The 24,152-nt window shown below is 71.8% G+C and carries 24 protein-coding genes and 1 riboswitch; of the genes, 11 read left to right on the top strand and 13 right to left on the bottom strand.

Annotation, left to right across the window (positions count from 1 at the left end; genetic code table 11):
• Positions 1-40: 40 nt before the first annotated feature.
• A complete protein-coding gene (locus ACQEVJ_RS20440; protein WP_433103273.1) occupies positions 41-412 on the bottom strand; it encodes a hypothetical protein in 372 nt (123 codons plus the stop codon).
• Between the two features lie 258 nt (positions 413-670).
• Between ACQEVJ_RS20440 and ACQEVJ_RS20435 the strand changes: the two genes are divergently transcribed.
• Together ACQEVJ_RS20435 and secD are read left to right on the top strand one after the other, a co-directional pair.
• Positions 671-1,129, top strand: coding sequence for a hypothetical protein (locus tag ACQEVJ_RS20435; RefSeq protein WP_433103271.1), 459 nt, complete (start codon positions 671-673; stop codon positions 1,127-1,129).
• A gap of 35 nt (positions 1,130-1,164) precedes the next feature.
• Entirely contained in the window at positions 1,165-3,411 is a 2,247-nt protein-coding gene (gene secD / locus ACQEVJ_RS20430; protein WP_433103269.1) for a protein translocase subunit SecD, read from the top strand.
• A 63-nt stretch (positions 3,412-3,474) separates the two neighbouring features.
• Here the strand turns inward: secD and ACQEVJ_RS20425 are convergent, their stop codons facing one another.
• On the bottom strand, positions 3,475-4,197 hold the full coding sequence (locus ACQEVJ_RS20425) for a glycoside hydrolase family 25 protein (protein WP_433103267.1): 723 nt from the start codon (positions 4,195-4,197) through the stop codon (positions 3,475-3,477).
• 12 nt (positions 4,198-4,209) lie between these two features.
• Positions 4,210-4,356: riboswitch (cyclic di-AMP (ydaO/yuaA leader) on the bottom strand.
• Positions 4,357-4,762: 406 nt separating this feature from the next.
• Here ACQEVJ_RS20425 and uppS point away from each other — a divergent pair.
• A complete protein-coding gene (gene uppS, locus ACQEVJ_RS20420) occupies positions 4,763-5,488 on the top strand; it encodes a polyprenyl diphosphate synthase (RefSeq protein ID WP_433103265.1) in 726 nt (241 codons plus the stop codon).
• On the top strand, positions 5,485-6,981 hold the full coding sequence (locus ACQEVJ_RS20415) for an oxygenase MpaB family protein (protein WP_433103263.1): 1,497 nt from the start codon (positions 5,485-5,487) through the stop codon (positions 6,979-6,981). Before uppS ends, ACQEVJ_RS20415 begins: the two co-directional genes overlap by 4 nt.
• Positions 6,982-7,024: 43 nt before the next feature.
• Here the strand turns inward: ACQEVJ_RS20415 and ACQEVJ_RS20410 are convergent, their stop codons facing one another.
• The 7 genes from ACQEVJ_RS20410 to ACQEVJ_RS20380 form a co-directional block, all read right to left on the bottom strand.
• The gene (locus tag ACQEVJ_RS20410) at positions 7,025-8,209 is read right to left on the bottom strand and encodes an acyl-CoA dehydrogenase family protein (protein ID WP_433103261.1); all 1,185 of its coding nucleotides are present in this window, start codon (positions 8,207-8,209) and stop codon (positions 7,025-7,027) included.
• 8 nt (positions 8,210-8,217) lie between these two features.
• Positions 8,218-9,240 (bottom strand): 4-hydroxy-2-oxovalerate aldolase, encoded by a 1,023-nt coding sequence (dmpG, locus tag ACQEVJ_RS20405; protein WP_433103258.1) that lies wholly within the window; start codon positions 9,238-9,240, stop codon positions 8,218-8,220.
• 12 nt (positions 9,241-9,252) lie between these two features.
• Entirely contained in the window at positions 9,253-10,146 is an 894-nt protein-coding gene (locus tag ACQEVJ_RS20400; RefSeq protein ID WP_433103256.1) for an acetaldehyde dehydrogenase (acetylating), read from the bottom strand.
• Between the two features lie 43 nt (positions 10,147-10,189).
• Positions 10,190-10,993, bottom strand: coding sequence for a 2-keto-4-pentenoate hydratase (locus ACQEVJ_RS20395; protein ID WP_433103254.1), 804 nt, complete (start codon positions 10,991-10,993; stop codon positions 10,190-10,192).
• A gap of 108 nt (positions 10,994-11,101) precedes the next feature.
• A complete protein-coding gene (locus ACQEVJ_RS20390; RefSeq protein ID WP_433103252.1) occupies positions 11,102-12,136 on the bottom strand; it encodes a 2Fe-2S iron-sulfur cluster-binding protein in 1,035 nt (344 codons plus the stop codon).
• Between the two features lie 29 nt (positions 12,137-12,165).
• On the bottom strand, positions 12,166-13,839 hold the full coding sequence (locus ACQEVJ_RS20385) for an FAD-binding protein (RefSeq protein WP_433103250.1): 1,674 nt from the start codon (positions 13,837-13,839) through the stop codon (positions 12,166-12,168).
• The gene (locus ACQEVJ_RS20380; RefSeq protein ID WP_433103248.1) at positions 13,836-14,702 is read right to left on the bottom strand and encodes an alpha/beta fold hydrolase; all 867 of its coding nucleotides are present in this window, start codon (positions 14,700-14,702) and stop codon (positions 13,836-13,838) included. Before ACQEVJ_RS20380 ends, ACQEVJ_RS20385 begins: the two co-directional genes overlap by 4 nt.
• Positions 14,703-14,934: 232 nt before the next feature.
• Between ACQEVJ_RS20380 and ACQEVJ_RS20375 the strand changes: the two genes are divergently transcribed.
• The 3 genes from ACQEVJ_RS20375 to ACQEVJ_RS20365 all read left to right on the top strand — a co-directional run bounded on the left by ACQEVJ_RS20375 (position 14,935) and on the right by ACQEVJ_RS20365 (position 17,835).
• Positions 14,935-15,507, top strand: a complete 573-nt coding sequence (locus ACQEVJ_RS20375; RefSeq protein ID WP_433103246.1) for a flavin reductase family protein — start codon at positions 14,935-14,937, stop codon at positions 15,505-15,507.
• Positions 15,508-15,535: 28 nt separating this feature from the next.
• On the top strand, positions 15,536-15,724 hold the full coding sequence (locus ACQEVJ_RS20370; RefSeq protein WP_433103244.1) for a hypothetical protein: 189 nt from the start codon (positions 15,536-15,538) through the stop codon (positions 15,722-15,724).
• Positions 15,725-15,993: 269 nt separating this feature from the next.
• On the top strand, positions 15,994-17,835 hold the full coding sequence (locus ACQEVJ_RS20365) for a DUF222 domain-containing protein (RefSeq protein WP_433103242.1): 1,842 nt from the start codon (positions 15,994-15,996) through the stop codon (positions 17,833-17,835).
• 54 nt (positions 17,836-17,889) lie between these two features.
• On the opposite strand, the gene ACQEVJ_RS20360 is transcribed toward ACQEVJ_RS20365, so the two are convergent.
• A complete protein-coding gene (locus ACQEVJ_RS20360) occupies positions 17,890-18,780 on the bottom strand; it encodes an IclR family transcriptional regulator (RefSeq protein ID WP_433103240.1) in 891 nt (296 codons plus the stop codon).
• Positions 18,781-18,988: 208 nt separating this feature from the next.
• On the opposite strand from ACQEVJ_RS20360, the gene ACQEVJ_RS20355 reads away from it, so the two are divergent.
• The 4 genes from ACQEVJ_RS20355 to ACQEVJ_RS20340 all read left to right on the top strand — a co-directional run bounded on the left by ACQEVJ_RS20355 (position 18,989) and on the right by ACQEVJ_RS20340 (position 21,845).
• Positions 18,989-19,870: an LLM class F420-dependent oxidoreductase gene (locus ACQEVJ_RS20355; RefSeq protein WP_433103238.1), complete on the top strand. Its 882-nt coding sequence runs from the start codon at positions 18,989-18,991 to the stop codon at positions 19,868-19,870.
• Positions 19,863-20,390, top strand: a complete 528-nt coding sequence (locus ACQEVJ_RS20350; RefSeq protein ID WP_433103236.1) for a nuclear transport factor 2 family protein — start codon at positions 19,863-19,865, stop codon at positions 20,388-20,390. The genes ACQEVJ_RS20355 and ACQEVJ_RS20350 overlap by 8 nt, the downstream gene beginning before the upstream one ends.
• Positions 20,387-20,800, top strand: coding sequence for a nuclear transport factor 2 family protein (locus tag ACQEVJ_RS20345; RefSeq protein WP_433103234.1), 414 nt, complete (start codon positions 20,387-20,389; stop codon positions 20,798-20,800). The genes ACQEVJ_RS20350 and ACQEVJ_RS20345 overlap by 4 nt, the downstream gene beginning before the upstream one ends.
• Before the next feature lie 112 nt (positions 20,801-20,912).
• Positions 20,913-21,845, top strand: a complete 933-nt coding sequence (locus tag ACQEVJ_RS20340) for an aminoglycoside phosphotransferase family protein (protein WP_433103232.1) — start codon at positions 20,913-20,915, stop codon at positions 21,843-21,845.
• Between the two features lie 20 nt (positions 21,846-21,865).
• On the opposite strand, the gene ACQEVJ_RS20335 is transcribed toward ACQEVJ_RS20340, so the two are convergent.
• The 3 genes from ACQEVJ_RS20335 to ACQEVJ_RS20325 are packed head-to-tail and all read right to left on the bottom strand — an operon-like array spanning position 21,866 to position 24,080.
• Positions 21,866-22,672 carry an SDR family NAD(P)-dependent oxidoreductase gene (locus ACQEVJ_RS20335; protein WP_433103230.1) on the bottom strand — a complete coding sequence of 269 codons (807 nt, stop codon included), beginning with the start codon at positions 22,670-22,672 and terminating at the stop codon, positions 21,866-21,868.
• Entirely contained in the window at positions 22,669-23,187 is a 519-nt protein-coding gene (locus ACQEVJ_RS20330; protein ID WP_433103228.1) for a nuclear transport factor 2 family protein, read from the bottom strand. Before ACQEVJ_RS20330 ends, ACQEVJ_RS20335 begins: the two co-directional genes overlap by 4 nt.
• Positions 23,184-24,080, bottom strand: coding sequence for an LLM class F420-dependent oxidoreductase (locus ACQEVJ_RS20325; RefSeq protein ID WP_433103226.1), 897 nt, complete (start codon positions 24,078-24,080; stop codon positions 23,184-23,186). The genes ACQEVJ_RS20330 and ACQEVJ_RS20325 overlap by 4 nt, the downstream gene beginning before the upstream one ends.
• Positions 24,081-24,152 lie beyond the last annotated feature (72 nt).

Raw genomic sequence — 24,152 nt, 5'->3', positions numbered from 1 at the left:
GGCGGTGCCGCGGTTCCGGCGCGCTCCGAGCGAGCTCGTGTCACCGAGCCTGTGGTGGGCTGCGTGAGCCGGCGGTGCGATGCCCGGTCTGTTGTGGGCTGAGGACGATGTCCTCGTGGTGCCGGGCGTGCGCCGGTGCGGAGTTGGGAGCCGCCGGTGCGGCCGCCGCGTTGCGCGACCGGGACGGGAACGGCAGATGCTCGGGACCGGCGGCGCTCGCGGGCAGGGTCGCCGACTGCGGCGTCCACGCCCCCGGCGTCCACACTTCGGCGGCGGCCTGCGGCATGCGCTGGGCGGGGTCGCCGCCATACCAGGCGGGGGTGGATGCGACCAGCGCGAGGGCAAGCATCAGCAGGCCCACCACCAACGTGAAGGCGGTGGACCCGCACATGTCACGTCGTGAGGTCGCCATGAGACCGACCATAACCCACCTTCGCGAAACGGTCATCTGCGTTTCCCGGCGCCCGTTTCTCCTGATTGGTCCGCGCCCGATTCCTGCCATCCGTTGTGGATACCCGTTTCCAGGAACCGTTCCCGTCCGCCCGGGTGCGTTTTCCGTTCCCCCGGCTCCCGTTTCCCTGCTCCCGTCCCCTGCTCCCGTTTCGACCGGCCGGCGGAACTCGCTACGGTGGCCGGAAGACCGGGCCTCGCGGAAGGGAGGGAGGGAAGGATGGTGCGACGCAGGCTGACCGCCGCGCTGCTGCTCCTGCTGCACGCGATCTTCCTGACCTCCGGCGGCGTACCCGCGTCCACGCTGGAGACGCCGTATGGCGCCGCCGGCCTCCACATCACGGGCCCCCACCTCGCCACGGGCCGTCCGGCGGCGGGGGAAGGCGGCGTACGCCAGGCGGCCCGCGTCTGGTCTCCGGCGCGTGACGGCGCCCGGCTCGCGGACGCGCGGATGTGCCCTCCGGCGCACGCCACGCGGCCCGCCCCCGGCGACCCGCCCCGGGTCCAGGCGGGCGCGGGCGGCCCCGGCGTGTCCGGCGGACCGGTCGTGCTGCCCAACCCGGCGGCGCCGCGCGGCGGCACCCGGGTCACGCGGGCAGGGCCGCACCACTACGGCCTGCCCGCCCAGTGCCCGCGCCGGGCGGCCTCGGCGCGCGCTCCTCCCTCCACGGCGTACTGAGACCTTTCCCCGCTCGTACCGCCTGTGGAGGCTTCATGTCCCGTGCGCCCTTGTGGCGTGCGGTGGCGGCGCTCGCCGTCATCGCGACCTCACTGCTGCTCGCCCTCACCATGGCCCCGCGCCTCGGCCTCGACCTGCGCGGCGGAACCCAGCTCGTCTTCGAGACGAAGGACTCCCCCACGGTCAAGGCGGACGCCGACGCCACCGACCGCGCCCTCGACGTGCTCCGGCGCAGGGCCGACGCCCTCGGAGTCGTCGATCCCACCCTGGTCCGCTCCGGCGAAAGGCGGATCATCGTCGAACTGCCCGGCGTGCTCGACCCGCGCGAGGCCGCCTCGGTCATCGGCAAGACCGCTCAGCTCAACTTCCATACGGTGCTCGGCCCCGCCGAGGACGGCGACAAGGACGCGATCGCCGACGAGAGCGGCCAGAAGCTGAAGCTCGGCCCGGTCGCCCTCAGCGGGGCCGGCGTCACCGACGCCGCCGCGCGCAGCGACCCCCAGATGGGGCCCGGCTGGTTCGTCACGATCGACTTCAAGGAGCCCGGCCCCTGGCGGGAGCTGACCGGGAAGGCGGCCTGCGCGCCGGTCGGCGACCACAAGCGCCGCGTCGCCATCGTCCTCGACAACGAGATCATCTCCTCGCCGCAGGTGGCCGAGTCGGTGGCCTGCGACGCGGGGATCTCCGGCGGCACCACGCAGATCACCGGGTCGTTCACCCCGCAGGAGGCGCAGAACCTCGCGGTCCTGGTCAAGGGCGGCTCGCTCCCGGTGCCGCTGGAAGTGGTCGAGCAGCGGACCGTCGGCCCGACCCTCGGCGCCGACGCCATCGCGGCGAGCGCCAAGGCCGGCGTCGTCGGGGTGATCCTGACCGCGGTGTTCATCGGCGTCGTCTACCGGCTGGTGGGCGTGCTGGCCGCGGTCGCGCTCGCCTGCTACGGCCTGATCTCGTACGCCGGGCTCGTGGCCATGGGAGCCACGCTCACGCTGCCCGGCCTGGCCGGGTTCGTCCTGGCGATCGGCATGGCGGTGGACGCCAACGTGCTGGTCTTCGAACGGGCCAGGGAGGAGTACGGCGAGGCGCCCCGCCGGGGCCTCAAGGCGGCCCTCGACCGGGGCTTCAAGAACGCCTGGAGCGCGATCGCCGACTCCAACATCACCACCCTGCTCGCCGCGGGGCTGCTGTTCTGGCTGGCCTCCGGGCCGGTGAAGGGCTTCGGCGTGACGCTGGCCATCGGCGTGCTCGCCTCGCTGGTCTCGGCGATGCTGATCACCCGGGTGCTCGCCGCCGCCCTGATCGCCAGGATGGGCCCCCGGGCGTCCGGCATCGGCTCGATCGGCCGCGTCAGGACCTGGCTGACCCGGCGGAACCCGGACCTGATGCGCGGCAGGCGGCTGTGGCTCGCCGTCGCGGCCGGGCTGCTCGTGCTGGCGGGCGCGGGACTGGTCACCCGTGGGCTGAACTACGGCGTCGAGTTCACCGGCGGCCGAATCGTGGAGTTCGGCACGAGCAGGCCCGTCGACGTCGCCGCGGCGAGGCAGGCGGTGGCGGACGCCGGGTTCCCCTCGGCCGTCGTTCAGCGGTCGGACGACGCGATCTCGGTGCGTACCGGGCAGATCAGCGCCGACGACGTGGTCCGCATGGAAGATGCGCTGGACCGGCGCGTGGGCGAGGTCACCAAGCAGCGTGACGAGCTCATCGGGCCGAGCCTCGGTGAGGAGCTGCGCCGCAACGCGCTCATCGCGCTCGCCGTCGCGCTCGCCGCGCAGCTCGTCTACCTGGCGTTCCGGTTCCGGTGGACGTTCGGCACGGCGGCCGTGGCGGCGCTGTTCCTGGACGCGGCCGTCGTCGTCGGAGCGTTCGCCTGGATGGACAAGCCGATCGACGGGGTGTTCCTGGCGGCGATGCTCACGATCATCGGTTACTCGGTCAACGACAAGGTCGTGCTCTTCGACCGGGTGCGCGAGCTGTGGCCGGTGCGGCGCGGGGAGCCGTTCGGCGGCGTGGTGAACACCGCGATCCTGCAGACCGTGCCGCGCACGGTCAACACCGGGCTCGGCGCGCTGTTCATCCTGGCGGCGCTGGCGGTGTTCGGCGGCGACTCGCTGCGCGACTTCGCCATCGCCCTGCTGCTCGGCATCGTCGTGGGCACGCTGACGTCGTCGTTCGTGGCCGGGCCGGTGGCGATCGCGCTGGAGAGGCGCAACACCCAGCCGCCGCCGGTTCCCGCCGCCCCGCGTGCCAGGCCCGCGCGGCGCGACGGCTCCGGCGCGGTGGTCTGACGCGCCGGCCTGACCGGCGGGCGTGGGTCCCGGGGCTGGACGCCCGCCCCGGGGCCCGTGCGGCTACGGACGGCCGAGCGCGCGCAACTGGATGGGCGTCAGCGGGGAGACGTTCTGGTCGATGGGCGAGTCGGTGTACTGGTGGATCGCCCAGGACTTCCAGTCGGCGGGCGGCGTGATGTCGCCCGGGGCCTTGCTGTAGTGGGCCACCCACAGCGGGTACGCGCCGAGGCCGTGGCCGTACTCGTCGGCGAAGTTCCAGCCGCTGTAGAACATCGGCTTGGTCCCGGTCTTGGCCGTCACGTACTCCAGCCAGGTCTTGGCCCACTGGTTGACGTGCTGGACCGACTGGCCGTCGGTGGTCTCCAGGTCGAGGACCAGGATGTCGCCGGGCCTGCGCGGCTGCGCGTTCACCACGTCGAGGAAGTGCTCGGCCTCGGCGATGGGGTCGTTGCCGGGATGGCCGTAGTGGTAGACGCCGCGGACGATGCCCTTCTTGGCCAGCTCCTGCCAGTGCCGGGGGAAGGACGAGTCGACCCAGGAGGTCCCCTCGGTGGCCTTGATGAAGCCGAACTGCGCGCGGCTGTTCATCCAGTCGTGGTCGGCCTCGTAGCCGGAGACGTCCTGACCGTACGTGTGCGGGTTCGCGTAGGCCGGGGCAGGCAGGACGACGGCCGCCGTGACGGTGGCCGTGGCGGCCGAGACCGCGAGGGTCGCCGCCGCGAGGGCGGAGCGCAGGCGCCGGCCGGAGGGCCGGCTCCCGAGGGAGAGCCGATGGGTGGACATGACGGGGTTGACTCCTTGCTTCCATGCCGCCTACCGGGTTAGCTGACGGGTTCGGGCAGGAAGTGCCCTACGGGCGCATCTGGGGGGCCTGCGCGCCGATTCACCCCGAAGAGAGTGGGTCCCCGGCTCCGCATGACGCGGATTCGGCGGCCGCGCGATCATCGCGCGGTCCGGGCAACGACACGGCAAGGGGATACGACGCCGGAAGTCGGTCGGTACCCAAGCTGTGTGCCCTAAAGGTACACACAGCACCAGAATGGTGTAAACAGGACAAAACATGTCTTTACCTGGCCCGATACCGCCCGGACCACACCCCCACCACCATGACCCCATCAGCCCCACCCGGCCCCCGTCGTGGCCCGGCCGCCCCTGACGCGCGAACCCCACCAGGGGGTAAGACCCGTGATTACCAACGGTAAGTGTTCGCCAGATCACATTCTGTGAAAGAGTCCGTCCTCGGAGGGATTCACTTGGGGGTCTGCGTCGTGGTCGCGATGTCGTCGTCTCGTTCCCGCTGCGGTTCCTGTGACCTGCGGCGCGTTCGGTGACCGTAAAGGCGAGCGGCGTGAGAGGCATCCCTCGTCACGTGGCGTGCGTCATGGACGGGAACGGCAGGTGGGCCGCGCAGCGATCGATGCCCCGCACCGCGGGGCATCGGGCGGCCGAGGCCGCGGTGATCGACGTCATCGAGGCGGCCCACACGGCCGGCGTCGAGTGGTTGAGCCTGTACGCCTTCTCCACCGAGAACTGGCGGCGCCCGGCCGCCGAGGTCGACGTCCTGCTGCGCCTGGTGCGGCGCGCCATCCGGAAACACGCCCTGGCACTGCACACACGCGGGATCCGCTGCCGTTTCCTCGGGGTCACCGACCCGCGGATCCCGCCCGCGCTGGCCCGGGACATCGCCGACCTGATGGCGCTGACCCGCGACAACCGGCGGATGACGTTGACGGTGGCGTTCGACCACGGCGGTCGCCGCGACATCGTCGAGGCCGCCCGGTCGCTGATCCGCGACGGGGTGCCGCCCGAGCAGGTCACCGAGGAGAGTTTCGCCCGCCGTCTGCCCCACCCCGACATGCCGGAGGTGGACCTGGTCATCCGCACCTCCGGAGAACAGCGGATCTCCAACTTCATGCTCTGGCAGGTCGCCTACGCCGAATGGGTCTTTCCCCGGGTGCTGTGGCCGGACTTCCGGGCCGAGCACTTCTGGGAATGCCTGGAGGTCTACCGACGGCGCGACCGCCGGTTCGGCGGCGTACAGGCACCTGCCCCGACAGGAAAGGGAAGTCGATGAGCGACGCCGTGTCCGAGGACTTCACCGACCCGCTCGGCCCGGGATCGATGCTCCACGAGTTGACCCGCCAGACGCGCTGGGGGCTGGTGGCGACCCGGGCCATCGTCCTGGAGGCCGCGCACCCGCAGATCGGCGCCGCGCTGATGACCAACTCGACCTTCGTGGCGCACCCGTGGCGGCGGCTGCGCAACACCGTGCTCAGCGCGCAGCGGATGGTCGATCCCGACAAGCAGGTGCGGCAGCGGGAGGCGGCCCGGCTCAACCGCCTGCACGCGCGCATCACCGGCACCGACGGCGAGGGCCGCCCCTTCAACGCCGCGGATTCGGAGGCGCGCGCCTGGGTGGTGGCGACGCTGTTCGAGTCCACGGTCACGATGTGCCGGCTGAGCGGCGAGTCCCTCGACGGCCCCGTCCTGGACCGGCTGTACGCCGAGTTCCAGGCGTTCCTCGCCCTGATGGACCCCTACGGGGGCAAGCTTCCGCCCACTCTGAGAGAGTTCTGGCGCTACTACGCGTCCGTGGTCGAGGAGCGGCTGGAGAACACCGAAGCGGTCCACGTCATCCTCGACCGCCTGTTCGCGCAGGTGCCCGCTCCCCCGATGCTCCGCGACCAGCCGGCCGTGTGGGCGGCGGGCAGGGCGCTCGCCGGCCCCGCGGCCACCGCGATCGTCGTGGCGTCGCTGCCCGAGTCGCTCCGCGCGCGCCTGGGGCTCGCCGAGTTGCCGGGCACGCGCACGCTGATGCACGCCGCCTACCTGTCCACCAGGCTCGCGACGCGGCTGCTGCCGGAGGCGTGGACGCGGCTCGACACGGTGATGACCATGCTCGACCCGGCGTACGCCCCACGGCGGGGCGGCGACGCGCAGGCAGGGCTGCGCGCGCTACCGGGGCTGGACGTGCTGTCAGGGCTACACGTGCTACCGGGGCTACGCCGGGGCGCGGCGAAAGCGGGAGCGCTCCTGCGCCTCCTCACTCCCGTTCCGGGAACGGCGGCCTCCGGCGACTCGGCGGTGCGCTCCGCCTCGCGGTTCTTCTCCGAGGTCCTGGACCAGACCGGCGACGGCCACCTCGACTGGCCCGACCTCGCCGCGATGGCCCGGGAGATCGCCACCCGTCTCGACCTGGACGCCCAGGACGAGGACCGGCTGTTCGCCGCCTTCGCCGACTGGTGGCGCGAGCTGCAGAAGGAGCTGGACACCGACGGCGACGGGCGCATCACCGGCCACGAGTACGCCGCGGCCACCGCCGCCATGGCCGGCTCCGCCCTCATCAGGATCGCCGAGGTCCTCTTCGACATCACCGACACGGACGACGACCAGACCATCGACGCGCGGGAGTATCAGGCCCTCTTCCGTACGGCGTTCGACCACGACCCGGGCGGCGGCGACGCCGGCGAGCGACTGACCCGCGGCGAGTTCGTCCGCCGGTTCCTGAGCTTCATGGCGGGCCGCCGGCACTCCGGCGCCTACGACCAGATGTTCGCCCAGTCCTGACGGCGTCGCCTCCGGCACGCCCGCCGGCGGAAGCCGACCTCCGCTAGATCATCGAGCGCATCGGGCCGTGCGGCGGCTCGATGCCGAGCTGCGTCAGCGCGGAGACGTGGAAGACCGAGCCGGGCACGTGGATCGCGTGGGTCAGTCCCACGTGGGCGTCCCGCCAGAACCGCTGGATCGGATTGTCCACGCGCATCGCGTTGCCGCCCGACCGCGCCACGATCTCGTCCATGGCGCGCACCGCGCGCCAGGCCGCCTGGACCTGGGTGCGGCGGCCCACGGCCCGCTCGTCGAAGGTCACCTCGCGGCCGGAGGCCGCGATGTCGTACATCCGCGAGGCGTTGTCGAGCAGCGCCGCCCGCGCCGCCGCGATCTCGGCCGCCGCCTCGCTGATCGCGTACAGGACGTACGGGTCGTCCTTGATCTTCGTGCCGGTGATCTGGACGCGGCCCTTCTGGTACGCCATGTGGTGCGCGAGCGCGCCCTCGGCGATCCCGACGACCGAGGCGGTGATCCCGAGCGGGAACGCCGCCGAGAACGGCAGGTGGTAGAGCGGGTTGGTCAGCCCCGCCTCCTTGGCCGCGCTGCCGTCCACGACCTTGTTGTAGGGGAGGACCCGGTAGTCGGGGACGAACGCGTCCTTGACGATGATGTCCTTGCTGCCGGTGCCGCGCAGCCCGACGACGTTCCAGGAGTCCTCGACGATCTCGTAGTCGGACCGGGGCAGGATGAGGTGCAGCGAGGTCGGCGGCTGGGCCATCTTGCCCTCGGCGTCGCCGAGCATGCCGCCGAGGAAGATCCAGTCGCAGTGGTCGGTGCCCGAGGAGAACTGCCAGCGGCCGTTGAAGACGTAGCCCCCGTCGACCGGCCGGGCGATGCCCATCGGCGCGTACGGCGAGGCGATCCAGGTGTCCTGGTTCTCGCCCCAGATCTCCTGCTGGACGCGGGGGTCGGCGAACGCCATCTCCCAGGGGTGGACGCCCACGACGCCGGCCACCCAGCCGGTCGATCCGTCGAGGCCGGCCAGCTTCATGATCGCCTCGGCGTAGTCGCGCGGGTGGAACTCGAAGCCGCCGTGGATCTTCGGCTGGAGCATCCGGATGACGCCCGCCTCCCGCAGCACCTTGGCCGCCTGGTCGTCCAGCCGGCACAGCGCCTCGTTGGAGGGGCCGAGCGCGCTGATCTCGTCGGCCCGCTGTGTGATCGCTTCGAGTACCGGGTTCGCCATGGCTTTTCTCACTTCTTCGCCGCGAGGGCGACTGCGATTTCGATGAGCTGGTCTTCCTGTCCGCCGATGAGCTTGCGGCGCCCGGCCTCCATGAGGATCTCGGCGCCGGAGACGCCGTACTTCCTCGCCTGACGATCGGCGTGCTTGAGGAAGCTGGAGTAGACACCCGCGTAGCCCATGGTCAGGGTCAGCCGGTCGAGCAGGCACTCGCCGTCCATGATCGGGCGGACCACGTCCTCCGCGGCGTCGATGATCTTGAGGGTCTCGATGCCGGTGCGGATGCCGAGCTTGTCGGCGACGGCGGCGAAGGCCTCCAGCGGCGTGTTGCCGGCGCCCGCGCCGAACCGCCGCACCGAGCCGTCGATCTGCTTCGCCCCGGCCCGCACGGCGAGGACCGAGTTGGCCACCCCGAGCCCGAGGTTCTCGTGGCCGTGGAAGCCGACCTGGGCGTCGTCCCCCAGCTCGGCCACGAGCGCGGCGATCCGGTCGCTCGTCTGCTCCATGATCAGCGCCCCGGCCGAGTCGACGACGTACACGCACTGGCAGCCGGCGTCGGCCATGATCCGGGCCTGCTTGGCCAGGACCTCCGGCGGCTGGCTGTGCGACATCATCAGGAACCCGACCGTCTCCAGACCCAGCTCCCTGGCCAGCCCGAAGTGCTGGATCGAGACGTCGGCCTCGGTGCAGTGGGTGGCGATCCTGCAGATGCTCGCGCCGTTGTCGGCGGCCTCGCGGATGTCGTCCTTGACGCCGACACCGGGCAGCATCAGGAACGCGATCTTCGCGCGCCTGGCCGTGGCCACCGCCGCCTTGATCAGCTCCTGCTCGGGGGTGTGGCTGAAGCCGTAGTTGAACGACGAGCCGCCGAGGCCGTCGCCGTGCGTCACCTCGATGACCGGCACGCCCGCGTCGTCCAGCGCGGCCACGATCGACCGTACGTGCTCGACGGTGAACTGGTGCTGCTTGGCGTGCGAGCCGTCCCGCAGACACGAGTCGGTGACCCTGATGTCGAGGTCGGCGCTGTAGGGCATGGGTCGGTCTCCTTACGAGTGGATGCGCTGCGCGAAGCCCTCGCCGACCTTGGTGGCGGCGGCCGTCATGATGTCGAGGTTGCCGGAGTACGGCGGGAGGAAGTCGCCCGCGCCCTCGACCTCGACGAACACGGCGACGCGGGCGAGCCCGCCGCTGACCGCCGTCGGGTCGTCGAACTGGGGCTCGGTCCGCAGCCGGTATCCGGGCACGTACGACGCGACATCGGCGGCGACCTCCTTGATCGAGGCCGCGACGGCGTCCCGGTCGGCGTCGACGGGGATCGAGCAGAAGATCGTGTCCTGCATGAGCATCGGTGGCTCGGCGGGGTTGAGGATGATGATGGCCTTACCCCTCGCGGCGCCGCCGATCGTCTCGATGCCGCGCGCGGTCGTCTTGGTGAACTCGTCGATGTTGGCGCGGGTGCCGGGACCGGCCGACGGCGAGGCCACGCTGGCCACGATCTCGGCGTACGCGACCTCGGTGACCCGGGAGACGGCGTGGACGATCGGGATCGTCGCCTGGCCGCCGCAGGTGATCAGGCTGACGTTGGGGGCGTCGAGGTGGGCGCCGAGGTTGACGGCGGGCACCACGGCGGGCCCGAGCGCGGCCGGGGTCAGGTCCACCGCCTGGATGTCCAGCTCGCGATACTTCGGCGCGTTCTCCCTGTGCACGTACGCCGAGGTCGCCTCGAAGACGATGTCGGGCCGCTCGTCCTGCGCCAGGAGCCAGTCCACGCCCTCGGCCGAGGTGATCAGCCCCCGGTCGGCGGCCCGCTTCAGCCCGGGGCTGTCGGGGTCGACGCCGATCATCCAGCGCGGCTCGATGTGCGCCGAGCGCAGCAGCTTGTACATCAGGTCGGTCCCGATGTTGCCCGAGCCGACGATCGCGGCGGTCGCCTTACTCATGAGGTCCTCTTAATTCGGAGCGAGCGGTCTTGTTCGAGCGGTCTTATTCGAAGCGAGCGGACACGGAGCCGAGCCCGGCGAACTCGGCGCGGAAGACCTCGCCGGGGCGCACGTCCACGGCCCTGGTGCAGGATCCGGGGAGGACGACGTGCCCGGCCTCGAGCTTGACCCCGAACGAGGCGACCTTCCTGGCCAGCCACGCCACGGCGGTGGTGGGGTTCCCGAGCACCGCGCTCGTGTTGCCCCGGGTGATCTCGGTGCTGTCGTCGAAGGGGCCGTCACCGGAGTAGAGCACCGCCTCGATGTCGGCGAGATTCAGGCCATTCGGGCTGACCCGGGCGTCGCCGAGGATCACCCCGGCCGAGGACGCGTTGTCGGCGATGGTGTCGGCCAGGCGAATCCGCCAGTCCGTGATGCGGCTGTCGATCAGCTCGATGCTCGGCACGACGTACTCGGTCGCGGCGAGCACGTCCTCCTCGGTGCAGTCCTCGCCGGGCAGGCTCGCCCCGAGCACGTAGCCGATCTCGACCTCGATCCGGGGGTAGCAGTAGCGCCCCGCCTCGATCGGCTCGTCCTGCGACAGCACCATCTCGTCGAGCAGGTGGCCGTAGTCGGGCTCGTCCACGCCCATCATCCGCTGCATCACCGGGGAGGACAGCCCCACCTTGTGCCCGTACACCCGGGCCCCGGCCGACAGACGCCTGCGGATGTTCGCGAGCTGGATCTCGTAGGCGTCCACCACGTCGATGTCCGGGTAGGAGTCGGTCAGCGGCTCGATCGGCGCCCGGTCCCGCTCGGCCGCTCGCAGCCGCCCGGCCGCGTCCGCCCGCAGCGCCTCGTCCAGCATCCCGTCCTCCTGAGTTCTCCGATTGCGGATGGTCAAAGGGTCGCGTCACGACCGCCGGCCCGCCCGCCCGTCTCCCGCTGAGTGGGAGCGGGGCGGCTCTGCGCGAGGTCAGCCGTCGTAGGTGACCTTGAGGCGGTCGCTCAGCGGGATCGCCTGGCAGGACAGGATCAGGCCGTCGGCGAGGTCCTGCCGGTCGAGCACCGTGTTGTGCTCCAGCTCGACCTCGCCCTCCAGCAGCACGCAGGCGCACGCGCTGCACGAGCCCTCGCGGCAGGAGTACGGCGCGTCCAGGCCGGCCTGCAGCAGCACGTCGAGCAGCTTGTTGCCACGCGGCCAGGTCAGGGTCCGCGTCTCGCCGTCGAGTTCCACCTCGACCGTGCTGGCGGGACCCGCCGAGTCGAGCACCACCTCGGTGCCCGCGAACGGATCGGTGGTCAGCGACTCGAACTTCTCGACGTGGACACGCTCCCGCGGCGTGCCCAGCCCGGCGACCACGTCCACGGCTAGGTCCATGAACGGCCCGGGGCCGCACACGAACGCCTCCCGCCCGGCGTACGGCCGGGTCAGGGCGGCCAGGCCCGCCGCGGTCGGCAGGCCCTGCACCGACTCCAGCCAGTGGATCACCGTCAGCCGGTCGCCGTGCTCGGCGGCCAGCGCGATCAGCTCGTCCCGGAAGATCACCGAGCTCTCGTCGCGGTTGGCGTAGACGAGCACGACCGAGCCGGTCCCGCCGCGCAGGCACGACTTGAGTATCGACATCACCGGCGTTACGCCGCTGCCCGCCGCGAGCAGCAGCAGGTCCTCGTCGAGCGAGGCGGGGGTGAACAGCCCCGAGGGCCGCAGCACCTCCAGCACGTCGCCCTCCGCGACGTTGTCGCAGATCCAGTTCGACCCGTAGCCGCCCAGGGTGCGCTTCACCGTCACCTTGAGCTTGTCGTCGCAGAGGGGCGAGCTGCTGAGCGAGTAGCAACGCGCCGCGCCCTCGGGCCGAGTGGTGGGCACCCGGATCGTCAGGAACTGGCCGGGTTTGTAGGTGAGCCTGGCCGCGTCTCCCCCGGCCGGTTCCAGCACGAGCGAGTGGGCGTCGGCGGTCTCGCGGATCACCTCCACCACCCGCACCCTGAGCGGTCCCGGCTGCGTCATCTCTCCCACAGTCGTCTCTCCCACCAGGGTCACGTCCTGGCCGTGCTCGTCGTACGCGCCCGCAGTGCCGCGTGCCGCGCGGCGATGTAGCCGAAGACGATGGACGGGCCGATCGTGGCCCCCGGGCCGGCGTACTCGTTGCCCATCACGGACGCCGAGGTGTTGCCCGTGGCGTACAGGCCCTCGACGGGCGAGCCGTCGGCCCGCAGCACCTGGCTGTGCTCGTCGCACACCAGCCCGCCCTTGGTGCCGAGGTCGCCGACCTCGAGCCGGAACGCGTGGTACGGCGCCTTGTCGATCACGTCGATGTTGGGGTTCTTCAACGTGGGGTCGCCGTAGTAGCGGTCGTAGGCGCTGTCGCCGCGGCCGAAGTCCAGGTCCTTGCCCGTGCGGGCGAAGCCGTTGAAGCGCTCGACGGTCTCGCTCAGCGCGTCCGCCGGGACGCCGATCTTCTCCGCCAGCTCGGCGATCGTGCCGGCCCGGAACGCGATGCCCTGCTCGTAGAACTCCTGGGGAATCGGCATGCCCGGCAGGATCTGCGCGAACGGGTAGCGTGCCCGCGCCTTGGCGTCCATCACGAACCAGGCCGGGACGTGGCCGCCGGCGAGCTGGTCGTGCACGAAGTTCACGTACGGCGCGGACTCGTTGGTGAACCGCCGCCCGTCCCGCGACACGATGACCGACGGCGGGATGCACCGCTCGGACACCAGCGGGATCGTCGCCCCCGCCGGATGCCGTACGGCCGGCATCCACCAGGCGTCGTCCATCAGGTCGAGGGCGGCGCCGGCGCGCTCGCCGGCCAGGATGCCGTCGCCGGTGTTCTCCCTGGCGCCCATGCCGAAGTCGGGCTTGGCGCCCTCAGGCAGATACCTCTCACGCATCTGCGGGTTGTGGTCGAAGCCGCCGGTCGCCAGCAGCACGCCGTACCGGCCGCGGACCCGGATCGTCCGGCCCTCGCGCTGGGCCACGATGCCGCTGACCACACCGTTGTCGTCCGTGACGAGGTCGGTCATCGGCGTCTTCAGCCAGAGCGGGATGCCCGCGTCCTTGAGCGCCATCCGCAGCCGCGCGACCAGGGCGCGCCCGCCGGTGGCCATGTGACGGCGGCGGATCACGTTCGACGACACCCGCCAGGCCGCGACGACCGAGGCCCAGCGGCCGCGCCAGGTGCGCTTCACCATGGCCAGGTCGTGATAGTCCTTCGCGGTGATCCACAGGCCCAGCGGGCCCTTCATGTTGTTCGGCCGCTGGTACTTCTCGTCCTCGCCGAGCTTGCGGGTGTCGAACGGCAGGGCCTCGATCGACCGGCCGAGCGGCCGTCCGCCCTCGTACTCCGGGTGGTAGTCGGCGTAGCCCTTCACCCAGAAGAACCGCATCCACCTGCTCTTTTCGAGCAGCTCCATCGCGGCCGGGCCGTTGTCCACGTACGCGTCGAGCCGGGCGGCCGGGACGCGGCCCTCGGTCAGCAGGTCGAGGTAGCGGCGGATCGACTCGCGGCTGTCGTCGTGCCCCCTGGTCCGCAGAGTCGGGTTGTTGGGGATCCAGACCCCGCCGCCGGAGATGCCGGTGCTGCCGCCGAACTTGGAACCCTTCTCCACCACCACGCACGACAGCCCGCTGTCGTGCGCGGTCAGCGCGGCGGCCATGCCTCCGCCGCCGCTGCCGACGATGACGAGGTCGAACTCCTCATCCCAGGTGGTCACCGCTCGTCCTTCCTGGTGAGGAAGGCCAGCACGACGCTCTCCCAGGCGGCTTTCTGCTCGATCATCACCCAGTGACCGCAGTTGGGGAATACGTGGACCTCGACCTCGGGGATCGTCCGCATCGGCAGGAGCGCCATGTCGACGGGGCTGACCCGGTCGTCACGGCCCCAGGTGATGAGCGTCCTGGCCTTCAGCTTGTGCAGCATCGCCCAGTAGGGCGGGGCGTCCGACTTCGCGGCGGCCTTCTGACCGGCGGCGAAGGCGGCCTTGCCGTACATGCGCCGCGCGGCGGCCAGCGTCTCCGGCTCGGTGGCCAGCGCCCAGCGCTCCTCGATCAGCTCGTCGGTGACGAGGGCCGGGTCGTACACCATGGAGTGCAGCCACTGGATGAGCCGCTCGCGGGTGGGCGCCTCGGTGAACTCCATCAGGAGCTTGATGCCCTCGCCCGGAGAGGGGCTGAAGATGTTGCGGCCCATGCCGCCGATGGTCACGAGGCGGCCGATCCGGTCGGGGTGGGCGAGCGCCACCTGCGTGCCCACGATTCCGCCCATCGAGTTGCCGATCACGTCGACCTGCCGGAGCCCGAGCCCGTCGAGGAAGCGGATCACCGCGCCGTTCGCGGCCGCCATCGGATGCTGGTCGGTCGGGTCACTGACCCCGAATCCGGGGAACTCCAGCACCAGACAGCGGAAGTGCTCGGCGAACGTCGCCAGGTTGCCGCGGTAGTTGCGCCAGCCGGTGACCCCGGGCCCCGAACCGTGCAGAAGCAGCAGCGGCGGGCCCTGTCCGGCCTCGTGGTAGCGCAGCACGCCCTGGTCGGTCGCGAGTTCCCGCAGGGTCGTCTCGTAGGTCAGCTCCGTCATCGTCCGTCCCGAATCGCAGGAGTGTCGGATTCCGTGACGCTAACTGGACAGACGCCGTGAACAGGGCGATCATCCCGATGAGCGAGACCGGGGCGGAAGGGCCGGGTGACCTGCTCGGACCGTGACCCCGCCCGTACGCGGCTTCCATTGACCGGGATCCCCGTGCGATCCGCCCGCGAGGGGGTTTGTAAGTTCGTTACCTGAGGCACCGACACGCACGCGAGGTGAGTCCATGACCGCAGCACCCGCCGACCCCGAGTTCACCGAGGTGGCGCCGCCGACGCCGGCCGAGTTCCGGCGCGCGCTGGGCATGTTCGCGACCGGCGTGACCGTGGTCACGGGCCTCGACGACGGCGAACCCGTCGGCTTCGCCTGCCAGTCGTTCACGTCGGTGTCCCTCGAACCGCCGCTGATCCTGTTCTGCGCCGACCACAAGGGCCGCGCCTGGCCGCGGATCAGGAGGTCGGGCCGCTTCTGCGTGAACGTCCTCGGCGAGGAGCAGGTCGACATCTGCGGCCGGTTCGGCTCCAGCAAGGGCGCCAAGTTCGCGGGGCTCGACTGGGACCTGTCGCGATGGGGCACTCCGGCGTTGCGGCAGGTGCTGCTGCGCGTCCACGGCGAGGTGCGCGACGTGCACGTCGCCGGCGACCACGACGTGATCATCGGCCACGTCCGCGAGCTCGAACCCGTCGCCACCGAGCAGCGCCCGATGCTGTTCTTCCGCGGCCGGTTCGGCGTGGACCACGACGACCAGGCCGCCGCCCTAGGCCCCAACCTGTGGGGCTGGGGCGACCACTGGGGCTGAGGACCGGCCTTCCCTCTCCTTCCAGGGCGTGTTCGGGGCCGACCACGACGCCCCGCGCCTGCTCCACCTGGCCGGCCTGGTGTGCGGACTGCACCCGAGCCGCGTCTGCGCCATCTCGATCGGCTCCCCCGAAAGCGAGGCCACACGGCTGATCGCTCTCGGTATCACGTGCCTGGCGTTGGCAGGAGTGCACTGCGTGTCCCAAGCGGCCCGCTGATCTGATCCTTGACGCTTCTCAAGCCTCGCCGGTCCTCTCTCACCGCTCACCTGTAACTCCAGCTAATCGTTCCCTTCGGTTGCTCGACTGCCTGCGACGATGAAAGAATTCGTACAGGATTTCGAATTGATTGGAGGGGTGCGATGGAGCCGTCTGCGATCCATACCGAACACCCTTCCGACTCGGATACGGACGACGCCTCTGGCGGAGCTGGAGCCACCGGCGATCGACCGGCGGATGGTGATCGGCGTCGCTCGTCGTGGGTGCTGGTGGGTTCTCTTCGCGAGTCGGCGCAGGCGCTGGCGCTGGCGCCGCTTCCTGATGATGTGGATATCTGCCTTGCCGAGGCTGAGGACCTGATGTTCGCCCGGGATCGGATCACCTCCGCGTTGGCGGATCGCGTCGGGCGGGTGCATCGTGCGGGGCAGGCCAGGCAGCACGGGCATGCCTCCACCCGCACCTGGTTGCGTACCGCCGGGGGGATGAGCGTGCCCGGTGCGGGTCGCCTGCTCACCTTGGCCGTGGAGCTGGGCCGCCTGCCGCGGGTGCGGGAGAAATTCGCCGCCGGGCAGTTGGCGGCCGGGGTGGTGGAGGCGATCTGCACCGCCACCGCCCAGTTGACCGACGAACAGGCCGACGTGGCCGAGCCGATTTTGCTGGAGCTGGCGGGCAAGGCAGGCCCGGCAGAGGTGGCCAAGGCCGGCCGCTACCTACGCGCGGTGCTGAACCCCGATGGTGAAGAGCGTGATGAGCAGGCCGACTACGGGCGGCGTTTCCTGCGGGTCCGCCCCACCGGTAGCGGCGGGCTGGAAGGCGAGTTCTACCTGCCCCGCGAGGCCGCCGCCCGGCTGCGCACCCTGCTGGACGCCTACGCCAAGCCGAAGGCTGAGGGGGATGACCGGCCGCTGCGAGTGCGCAACGCCGATGCATTCATCGCGTTCCTGGAGCAGAAGATCGCCACCGAACTCCTGGTCCTGGTCAACGCCGAATCCCTCCCTGCCGACCTCGTCACCGACCACCCCGACGACGCGAGCGACACCAACGACACCGGCGCCCCCGGCGAAATGGGCGACCCCGGTGACGTGGGCAGCACCGACCCCGGCGCTGCCGAGGCAGCCGCGAGCACCGCCTCGGCCGACGGCGACGACACCGTGCCCGCAGAGGGCGAGGACTGCGACCGTGCCACGGTCCACGCTGGAGCAACGCACGCCGGGCGCGGACCAGCATCGCCTACGCGCGGCGGCAGCGGGCATCCGCACACAGCACAACCGCACGCAGCGCAGCCGCACACAGCGTCGCAGCCGGATCCTCCTCCCGAGGGCCCACCTGGACATCACGCCCACGCCGGGCACCGGCCTGCGGGGGACTGCCGGCATGGGCAGGACACGCGGGAGGACCACGGCGAGGTGCACGGTGGGCGGTGCCGCCATGAGCCAGACCGCGATGAGCAGAACCGCGATGAGCAGGGCGGCGATGAGCAGGGCCGGGTTCAGCAGGGCGCGGCGGATGGCCAGGGCGTGTGCGGGTGTGGCGGCGAGGCGCGGTGCTGGTGCGGAGCGCCGGGGGCACCGGGGACACCGGGAACAGCGCCGGGCGAGCGGGGAGCAGAGCCGGGGAGACCACCGGGAACACCGCCAGGGACGACGCCAGGAGCGCCGCCCGGGACAGCGCCGGGGGTGCTACTGGGGGTGCTGCTGGGGGCGGCGCCGGGGCTGTTGCTGGCGACCGGGCAGATGCTGCCCCTCACCAGCATCCACCGACTGGCCCGCACCTCCACCCTGATGCGTCTGGTGATGGACGCCGAGGGGCAGGTGCTGGACATGGGCCGCAAGGTCCGCCTGGCCACCCCCGCCCAACGACGGGCCGTCTTCGCCCGCTACGCCACCTGCTGGATCGACGACTGCCCCCTGCCCGCCACCATGTGCCAGATCGACCACGCCGACAACTGGAGCACCGGCGGCCTGACCGACCTCAAACTGCTCGGACCGGCCTGCCAGTTCCACAACCGCGACCGCTACCGCCACCCCGACCGCTACACCCGCCACAAAACCGGCACCGACCGCTGGGCCTTCACTTACCATCCGGCCCACAACAGGCGACTGCGCACTTAGATGCGGTCAGGCCGAATACGGCCGATCACTCCGGCAGATGGCGCTTGAGCTGGTTCAGAGCCAGTCGCCGTTCTGGCCGACGGCGAGCAGGCGGTTCATGGTCTCCGGGGACCAGGTGGGGTGGGGCACGCGGTGGACGGCCCTGGAGCGGCGCTGGGAGTCCAGGTCGGGGAAGAGGGCGAGCGAGACCTGCCGCGCGGCGTCGACCACAAGCGGGGCCACCTTCTCCAGCGGCGTGCGGGCGTCGCCCACCAGGGAGATGCTGGCCACCGGCCCCTCGTGACCGCGCACGGCCGCGGCGACGCAGGAGATGTCGGGGAAGCACTCCCCCCGCTCGAAGGCGAGCCCCCGGCGCTGCCGGATCCGGTTGAGCTCCTGGTGCAGCGTGCCGATGTCGCCGATCGTCCGGTTGGTCAGGCGGCTGATGTGCCCGTCGATGAGCGCCTCGACCTGCTCGGGCTCCAGCCAGGCGAGGATCGCCTTGCCGAGCGCGGTGCAGTGGGCCGGGGCCCGGCCGCCGACGCGGGAGGGCACTGACAGGGCGAACCGCCCGCCGACCTTGTCGAGGTAGAACACCTCGGCGCCGTCGAGCACGGCAAGGTGGACGACCATCCCGGTCCTGATCTGCAGATTGTGCAGCAGCGGCGCGGCAGCCTCACGGATCTCGCCGTGGCTGCCGTCCCGGCCGCCGAGCCCGAGTGCCCGCTTGCCCAGGCTGTAGCCGAACGACGTGTGGTCAAGCCAGTTCAGCCGTACGAGCTGGTCGAGGATGCGATGAGCCGTCGAGCGCGGGAGGTGGGTGCAGCGGGCCACGTCCTCGAGCGTGAGACGGGTGGAGCGACCGGTGAACGCGTCCATGATCAGCGTCATCCGTTCGACCATCGACGGCGGCAGCTCTCGTCGAGCGGGCGCCGTCGCCTCGTGCTCGGCACGGAGAGCGGTCATCACACCTCCCAAAACTGAAATGAATTCTCGCCTGGAATGTAGCAACGCATCACGCCCCTGGGAAGAGGGGAAGAGACATCCCGGTCTGCTGTCCTGTGTCCGGTTCCGGTCAGCGGGACGAACGGCGGCTCGGGCATCGGCCTCCACTAGAAAGATTTCTGGGAAGCATGTTGCCGATGTGGCTCTGTTCTGATCTGGAGGTGCGCCGGTGCGGATCGGCATCGTCAGTCCTGTGGTGGTCCGGCTGCCCGGGGTCCACTCCGAGTGGGAGCGCGAGGCCGGTGTGGACGACCTGGCCCGGATCGCGGAGACCGCCGACCGACTGGGCTACCACCACCTCACCTGCAGCGAGCACGTGGCCGTCCCGGCCGGCATCGCCGCCGAGCGCGGCGCCGTCTACTGGGATCCGCTGGCGACCTTCGGCTACCTCGCGGCGCGTACCCGGCGGATCCGGCTGGTCACGCAGGTGCTGGTGCTGGGCTACCACCACCCCCTCGCGATCGCCAAGCGGTACGGCACGCTCGACCGCGTCAGCGGCGGGCGGCTCACGCTGGGCCTCGGCGTGGGCAGCCTCAAGGAGGAGTTCGACCTGCTCGGCGTGCCGTTCGAGGGCCGGGGGGCGCGGGCCGACGAGGCGATCGCGGCGCTGCGCGCCGCGCTGTCGCAGCGGGAACCGGAGTTCCACGGCGAGTTCTACGACTTCTCCGAATTCGTGGTGGAGCCGCACGCCGTGCAGCCCCGGGTGCCGCTGTGGATCGGCGGGCGCACCCCGCGCTCGCTGCGCCGCGCGGCGACGTACGGCGACGGGTGGGTGCCGTTCGGCCTGCCCCTGGAGACGCTCGCGTCGATGGTCCAGGAGGCGGACCTGCCGGACGCCTTCGACGTCGTGCTGGCGGCGGGCCGGCCGGTGGATCCCCAGGGAGCCCCGGACGCCGCGCGGCGCGCGCTGGAGCGGGTGCGCGACGCCGGCGCGACCGTCGCAGGCGTCACCGTCGCCGCGACCTCGGCGGACCACTACCGGGAGCAGTTGGAGGCGCTGCGCGACCTCGCCTCCGCGATGGGCGCCGACTTCGGGAGGACCGATGGCTGACACGACGACGACCGGGACCGACGTCGAACGGCGGCTGGCCCGCCTGGAGGAGCGCACCCGCGCGCTGGAGGACGAGCGGGAGGTGACCCGGCTCATCCTTTCGTACGGCCCGCTGGTGGACAGCGGCAGCGCGGACGCCGTCGCCGGACTGTGGGACGCGGACGGCGTGTACGACGTGGACGAACTGCTGATGCGCGGGCGGTCCCAGATCGCGGCCATGGTGCGCTCCGACGCCCACCAGGGGTGGATCGCGGGCGGCTGCGCGCATTTCGTCGGCCCGCCGCACGTGACCGTCACCGGCGACGACGCGACGGCGGTCTCCTACTCGCTGATGGTCACGCACGGGGATGGCGGGTTCGCGCTCCGCCGGGCGACGGCCAACCACTGGACGCTGCGCCGCGCGGACACCGGCTGGCGGATCGTCAGCCGCACCGCCCGGGTGCTCGACGGCCGCCCCGAGTCCCCCGCGCTGCTGGCGAGCGGCATCTCCACCGCCGTTCCCGCCGGGGAGCGGGCGTGACGGACGACGACCGGCGGCAGATCGTCGAACGGCTCGCCGCGTTCGCCGCAGCGCTCGACCGGCGCGACTGGGACGCGGTCGAGGCCGCCTTCACCCCGGACGCCACGGGCTACCGCCGCAGGGGCCGGGCGGAAATCGTCGCCACGATCCGGGGGCACCTCGGCGGCTGCGGCCCCTCCCAGCACCTGCTGGGCAACCACCGCGTCGAGATCGACGGCGACCGTGCCAGGTCGCTGACGTACGCCCGGGTGTACCACCAGGGCGCCGGGGCGTACGAGGGCCGCTTCTACGAGTGCTTCGGCGAGTACGACGACCGCTGGGAGCGCGCGCCCGAGGGCTGGCTGCTCGCGTCCCGGGTGTTCGACATGACGATGGCGGTCGGCGACTTCGGGGTTCTCCAGCCCGGTTGAGCCCCCGTATCGCTCGGTAGGGTGGGGGCATGCTTTGACGCCTTCCCGCTGCTCGGGCCCCTCCTCGGTTCTCCTTCGTTCATCCGGCTTCGAACAAGACGAAGGAGATTCCGTGACCACGTCACCCCGCGTCGACGTTCCCGACGCGTTCGCCGCCTCCTACGGCGCGCACGGCGCCGAGGAGCGCGCCTGGATCGCCGAGCTGCCGCGTCTGGGCGGCGAGTTCCTGGAACGCTGGGGACTGCGGCCCGACGGCCCGGCGGCCCACGGCATGGCGTCGCTGGTCGTGCCCGTGCTCCGGGCCGACGGGACACCCGCCGTGCTCAAGCTCCAGCGGCTCAGGGAGGAGACCGCCGGCGCGGCCGCCGGCCTGCGGGCCTGGAACGGCGACGGTGTCGTGCGCCTGCTCGACCACGACGAGCTGAGCGGCACGCAGTTGCTGGAACGGCTGGACGCCGCCCGGCCCCTGTCCTCGGTGGCCGACGACGTCGCGGCCCTGCGGATCCTGGCCGAACTGCTGGCCCGCCTGACCTCGATGCCCGCCCCTGAGGGTGTGCGGGGGCTGGCCGGGATCGCCGCCGCCATGCTCGACCAGGTGCCTCGGGCCGTACGCGCTCTGCGCGACCCGGGTGAGCGGCGGCTGGTGCGCGTCTGCGCCTCAGCCGTGGCCGAGCTGATCGGCGAACCGGGCGACCGCCTGCTGCACTGGGATCTGCACTACGACAACATCCTCGCCGGGGAGCGGGAACCCTGGCTCGCCATCGACCCGGAACCGCTGGCCGGCGACCCCGGATTCGAGCTGCTGCCCGCCCTGGACAACCGGTGGGACGAGGTGGCGGCCACCGGTGATGTCGCGCGCGCGGTGCTCCGCCGCTTCGACCTGCTGACCGAGGTCGTCGGCCTGGACCGGACGCGGGCGGCCGGATGGACCCTCGGCCGCGTGTTGCAGAACGCGCTGTGGGACGTCGAGGACGGCAAGACGGCACTGGAACCCGTGCAGGTCGCCATCGCCACGGCCCTGCTCCCTCGATGGGGATACCGGTAGGGATGAGCCGGACGCGTGTCTCAGGGGTGGTCGGGCATGTTGGTCCAGCCCTTGCCGTCGGCGCGGCCATACCAGCCGGAGGCGGCGAGCGTGCCGCCGTCCACCGGAATGGTGTGGCCGGTGACGAACCGCGCCTCGTCGGACGCGAGGAACTCCACGACCGCGGCGTAGTCGTCGGGCTCGCCGAACCGGCCGAGCGGCACCCACAGCGGGATCAGCCCGGGGTCGCGCCCCCGCAGCATCGCGCCCGCCGGGGTCTGCTCCGTGTCGGCCAGATCGGGCGCGATCGCGTTGACCCGCACGCCATAGCGGCCGACCTCCACGGCGAGGCTCTTGGTGAAGGCGGACACCCCCGCGTTGTACGCCGAGTAGACGGCGTGGCCGGGGATGCCGCGGAACGCCTCCACGGTGGAGTTGTTCACCACGCAGCCGGAGCCCTGCTCGATCATCACCGGCAGGATGGCGTGGCTCAGTGTGAACACATGGCGCAGGTTCAGCTCGTACAGCCGCTGCCACTGCGCCGGGGTGCTACGCAGGAACGTCCTGGACGCCGGACGGAAGTCGCCCACGTTGTTGACCAGCACGTCCACCCGGCCGCCGCCCGCGTCGAGCGCTGCGTCCCGTACGCGGTCGGCCGTCTCCTCGTCGCTCGCGTCTCCGATCACCGTGACGCAGCGTCCACCGGCGGCCTCGATGGCCGCGCGGGTCCCCTCGGCCGCCTCCGCGTCGATGTCGTTGAGCACCACCAGGTCGCCCCGGCGGGCAAGCCTGCGGCTGACCGCGCCGCCGATGCCCAGCGCGCCGCCGGTCACCACCGAGATGGTCATCGCTCCCCCTCCCGGCCGCGTACGCGCCGCACCGGCCTGGTCTCGATCCAGTCGATCCGCACCTCGCGGCGGGCGATGCGCCAGGCGCCGTCGTGCCGCCGGTAGCCGTCGGCGTACCGCAGGTGCCAGACCAGGTCGGTCGGCCCACCGTCGTGTACGGAGTCGCTTACAGAGTCGCGTACGGACAGGTGGTGGGCCACGCAGGCCACCGCGCCCGTGGCGGTGCCGGGCTCAGGCCCGGGGTCGAAGACCTGCCCGGCGAGCGCGTGGAAGGTCATGGTGAGGCTCTCCAGCGCGGTCATCGCGGCGGCGATCTCCTCGTGGCCGGTACGCGTGAGAACCGGGCCGAGCGCGCGCGGCGGGTCCGGCAGCACGAGCACCCCGTCCGGGGTGAACAGGCCCGTCAGGCGCGGGATGTCACGTTCGTCGGCGTACAGCGCGTACCGCGCCACGAGGTCGGCCAGCGCGGCTGCGTCGGCCGCCGTCACGCCGCTCACCGGGGCGTCAGGGTTCATCGCGGTTTCAGCCCGAGGCGGGCGGCGCAAACCGACAGTTCCTCGGTGGCCGCCCCGAGGTCGGCCGTCGGCGTGGGCGACAGCAGGATCCGGTTCGCTCCCAGCGCGGCCAGCGAGGCGGCCTTCTCCGGGGTGATGCGGGAGACGATGTGGCCGAGGGTGAGCTCCAGAGCTTCGGGGTCGCGCCCGCACGCCTCCGCCTCGGCGCGCATCACGCCGAGCAGCCGGCGCAGGTCGTCTCCCACGACGCCCAGCGGCTGGAAGCCGTCGCCGAGCCGTCCGGCCCGCCGGGCCGCCGCGACGCTGTGCCCTCCGATGTGGAGGGGCACCGCTCCGCGGACCGGCTTGGGATAGGTCATCGCACCGTCGAAGTGGAAGAACTCGCCGTGGTGGCCGGCCCCGTCAGGGCCGCCGCCCGCCCACAGCGCGCGCATCACGCGGATCTGCTCGTCGGCCCGGCGGCCGCGAGTGGCGAAGTCGGCGCCGCAGGCCTCGATCTCCTCCTTCATCCAGCCCATGCCCACGCACACCCGCAGGCGGCCCCCGGACAGCGCGTCCACGGTCGCCAGGCGCTTGGCCAGCACGACCGGATGGTGGTTGGGCAGCACCAGGACGCCGGTGGCCAGCCCGATCTCGCTCGTACGGCCGGCCAGGAAGGCGAGCAGGTCGAGCGGGTCCGGGATGTCGCAGTCGTCCGGCAGTTCCATCCGGCCCGAGCTGTCGTAGGGATAGACGCTGGAGTAGCGGCTCATCACGACCGTGTGCTCGACCACCACGGCGGACTCGAACCCGCACGCCTCGGCATGCCGGGCGAAGCCGGCGATCCACTCGGGGTCGGCGGTCGTGTTCGCCGCCACGGGAGCCAGCACGGCGTATTTCATCGCTCCGCTCACGCTGGGACGCTATCGGCGCGGCCCGGGGCCGGACCGGACCGCTCCCGATGACCGGGACGCGCACCCCACCCG

The sequence above is a fragment of the Microbispora sp. CA-102843 genome (assembly GCF_050936215.1).
In the GTDB taxonomy this organism is placed as follows: domain Bacteria; phylum Actinomycetota; class Actinomycetes; order Streptosporangiales; family Streptosporangiaceae; genus Microbispora.
This window is presented reverse-complemented; position numbering and strand designations above follow the sequence as displayed.

Excerpts from the sequence above, each read along its gene's own strand:
- ACQEVJ_RS20350 (WP_433103236.1), top strand. The coding sequence starts at position 19,863 with ATGGCTGACACGACGACGACCGGGACCGACGTCGAACGGCGGCTGGCC.
- secD (WP_433103269.1), top strand. The coding sequence starts at position 1,165 with ATGTCCCGTGCGCCCTTGTGGCGTGCGGTGGCGGCGCTCGCCGTCATC.
- ACQEVJ_RS20395 (WP_433103254.1), bottom strand. The coding sequence starts at position 10,993 with ATGCTGGACGAGGCGCTGCGGGCGGACGCGGCCGGGCGGCTGCGAGCG.
- ACQEVJ_RS20390 (WP_433103252.1), bottom strand. The coding sequence starts at position 12,136 with ATGACGCAGCCGGGACCGCTCAGGGTGCGGGTGGTGGAGGTGATCCGC.
- ACQEVJ_RS20375 (WP_433103246.1), top strand. The coding sequence starts at position 14,935 with ATGACCGCAGCACCCGCCGACCCCGAGTTCACCGAGGTGGCGCCGCCG.
- ACQEVJ_RS20440 (WP_433103273.1), bottom strand. The coding sequence starts at position 412 with ATGGCGACCTCACGACGTGACATGTGCGGGTCCACCGCCTTCACGTTG.
- ACQEVJ_RS20380 (WP_433103248.1), bottom strand. The coding sequence starts at position 14,702 with ATGACGGAGCTGACCTACGAGACGACCCTGCGGGAACTCGCGACCGAC.
- ACQEVJ_RS20425 (WP_433103267.1), bottom strand. The coding sequence starts at position 4,197 with ATGTCCACCCATCGGCTCTCCCTCGGGAGCCGGCCCTCCGGCCGGCGC.
- ACQEVJ_RS20410 (WP_433103261.1), bottom strand. The coding sequence starts at position 8,209 with ATGGCGAACCCGGTACTCGAAGCGATCACACAGCGGGCCGACGAGATC.
- ACQEVJ_RS20360 (WP_433103240.1), bottom strand. The coding sequence starts at position 18,780 with ATGACCGCTCTCCGTGCCGAGCACGAGGCGACGGCGCCCGCTCGACGA.
- ACQEVJ_RS20415 (WP_433103263.1), top strand. The coding sequence starts at position 5,485 with ATGAGCGACGCCGTGTCCGAGGACTTCACCGACCCGCTCGGCCCGGGA.
- ACQEVJ_RS20330 (WP_433103228.1), bottom strand. The coding sequence starts at position 23,187 with ATGAACCCTGACGCCCCGGTGAGCGGCGTGACGGCGGCCGACGCAGCC.
- ACQEVJ_RS20335 (WP_433103230.1), bottom strand. The coding sequence starts at position 22,672 with ATGACCATCTCGGTGGTGACCGGCGGCGCGCTGGGCATCGGCGGCGCG.
- ACQEVJ_RS20400 (WP_433103256.1), bottom strand. The coding sequence starts at position 10,146 with ATGAGTAAGGCGACCGCCGCGATCGTCGGCTCGGGCAACATCGGGACC.
- ACQEVJ_RS20435 (WP_433103271.1), top strand. The coding sequence starts at position 671 with ATGGTGCGACGCAGGCTGACCGCCGCGCTGCTGCTCCTGCTGCACGCG.
- dmpG (WP_433103258.1), bottom strand. The coding sequence starts at position 9,240 with ATGCCCTACAGCGCCGACCTCGACATCAGGGTCACCGACTCGTGTCTG.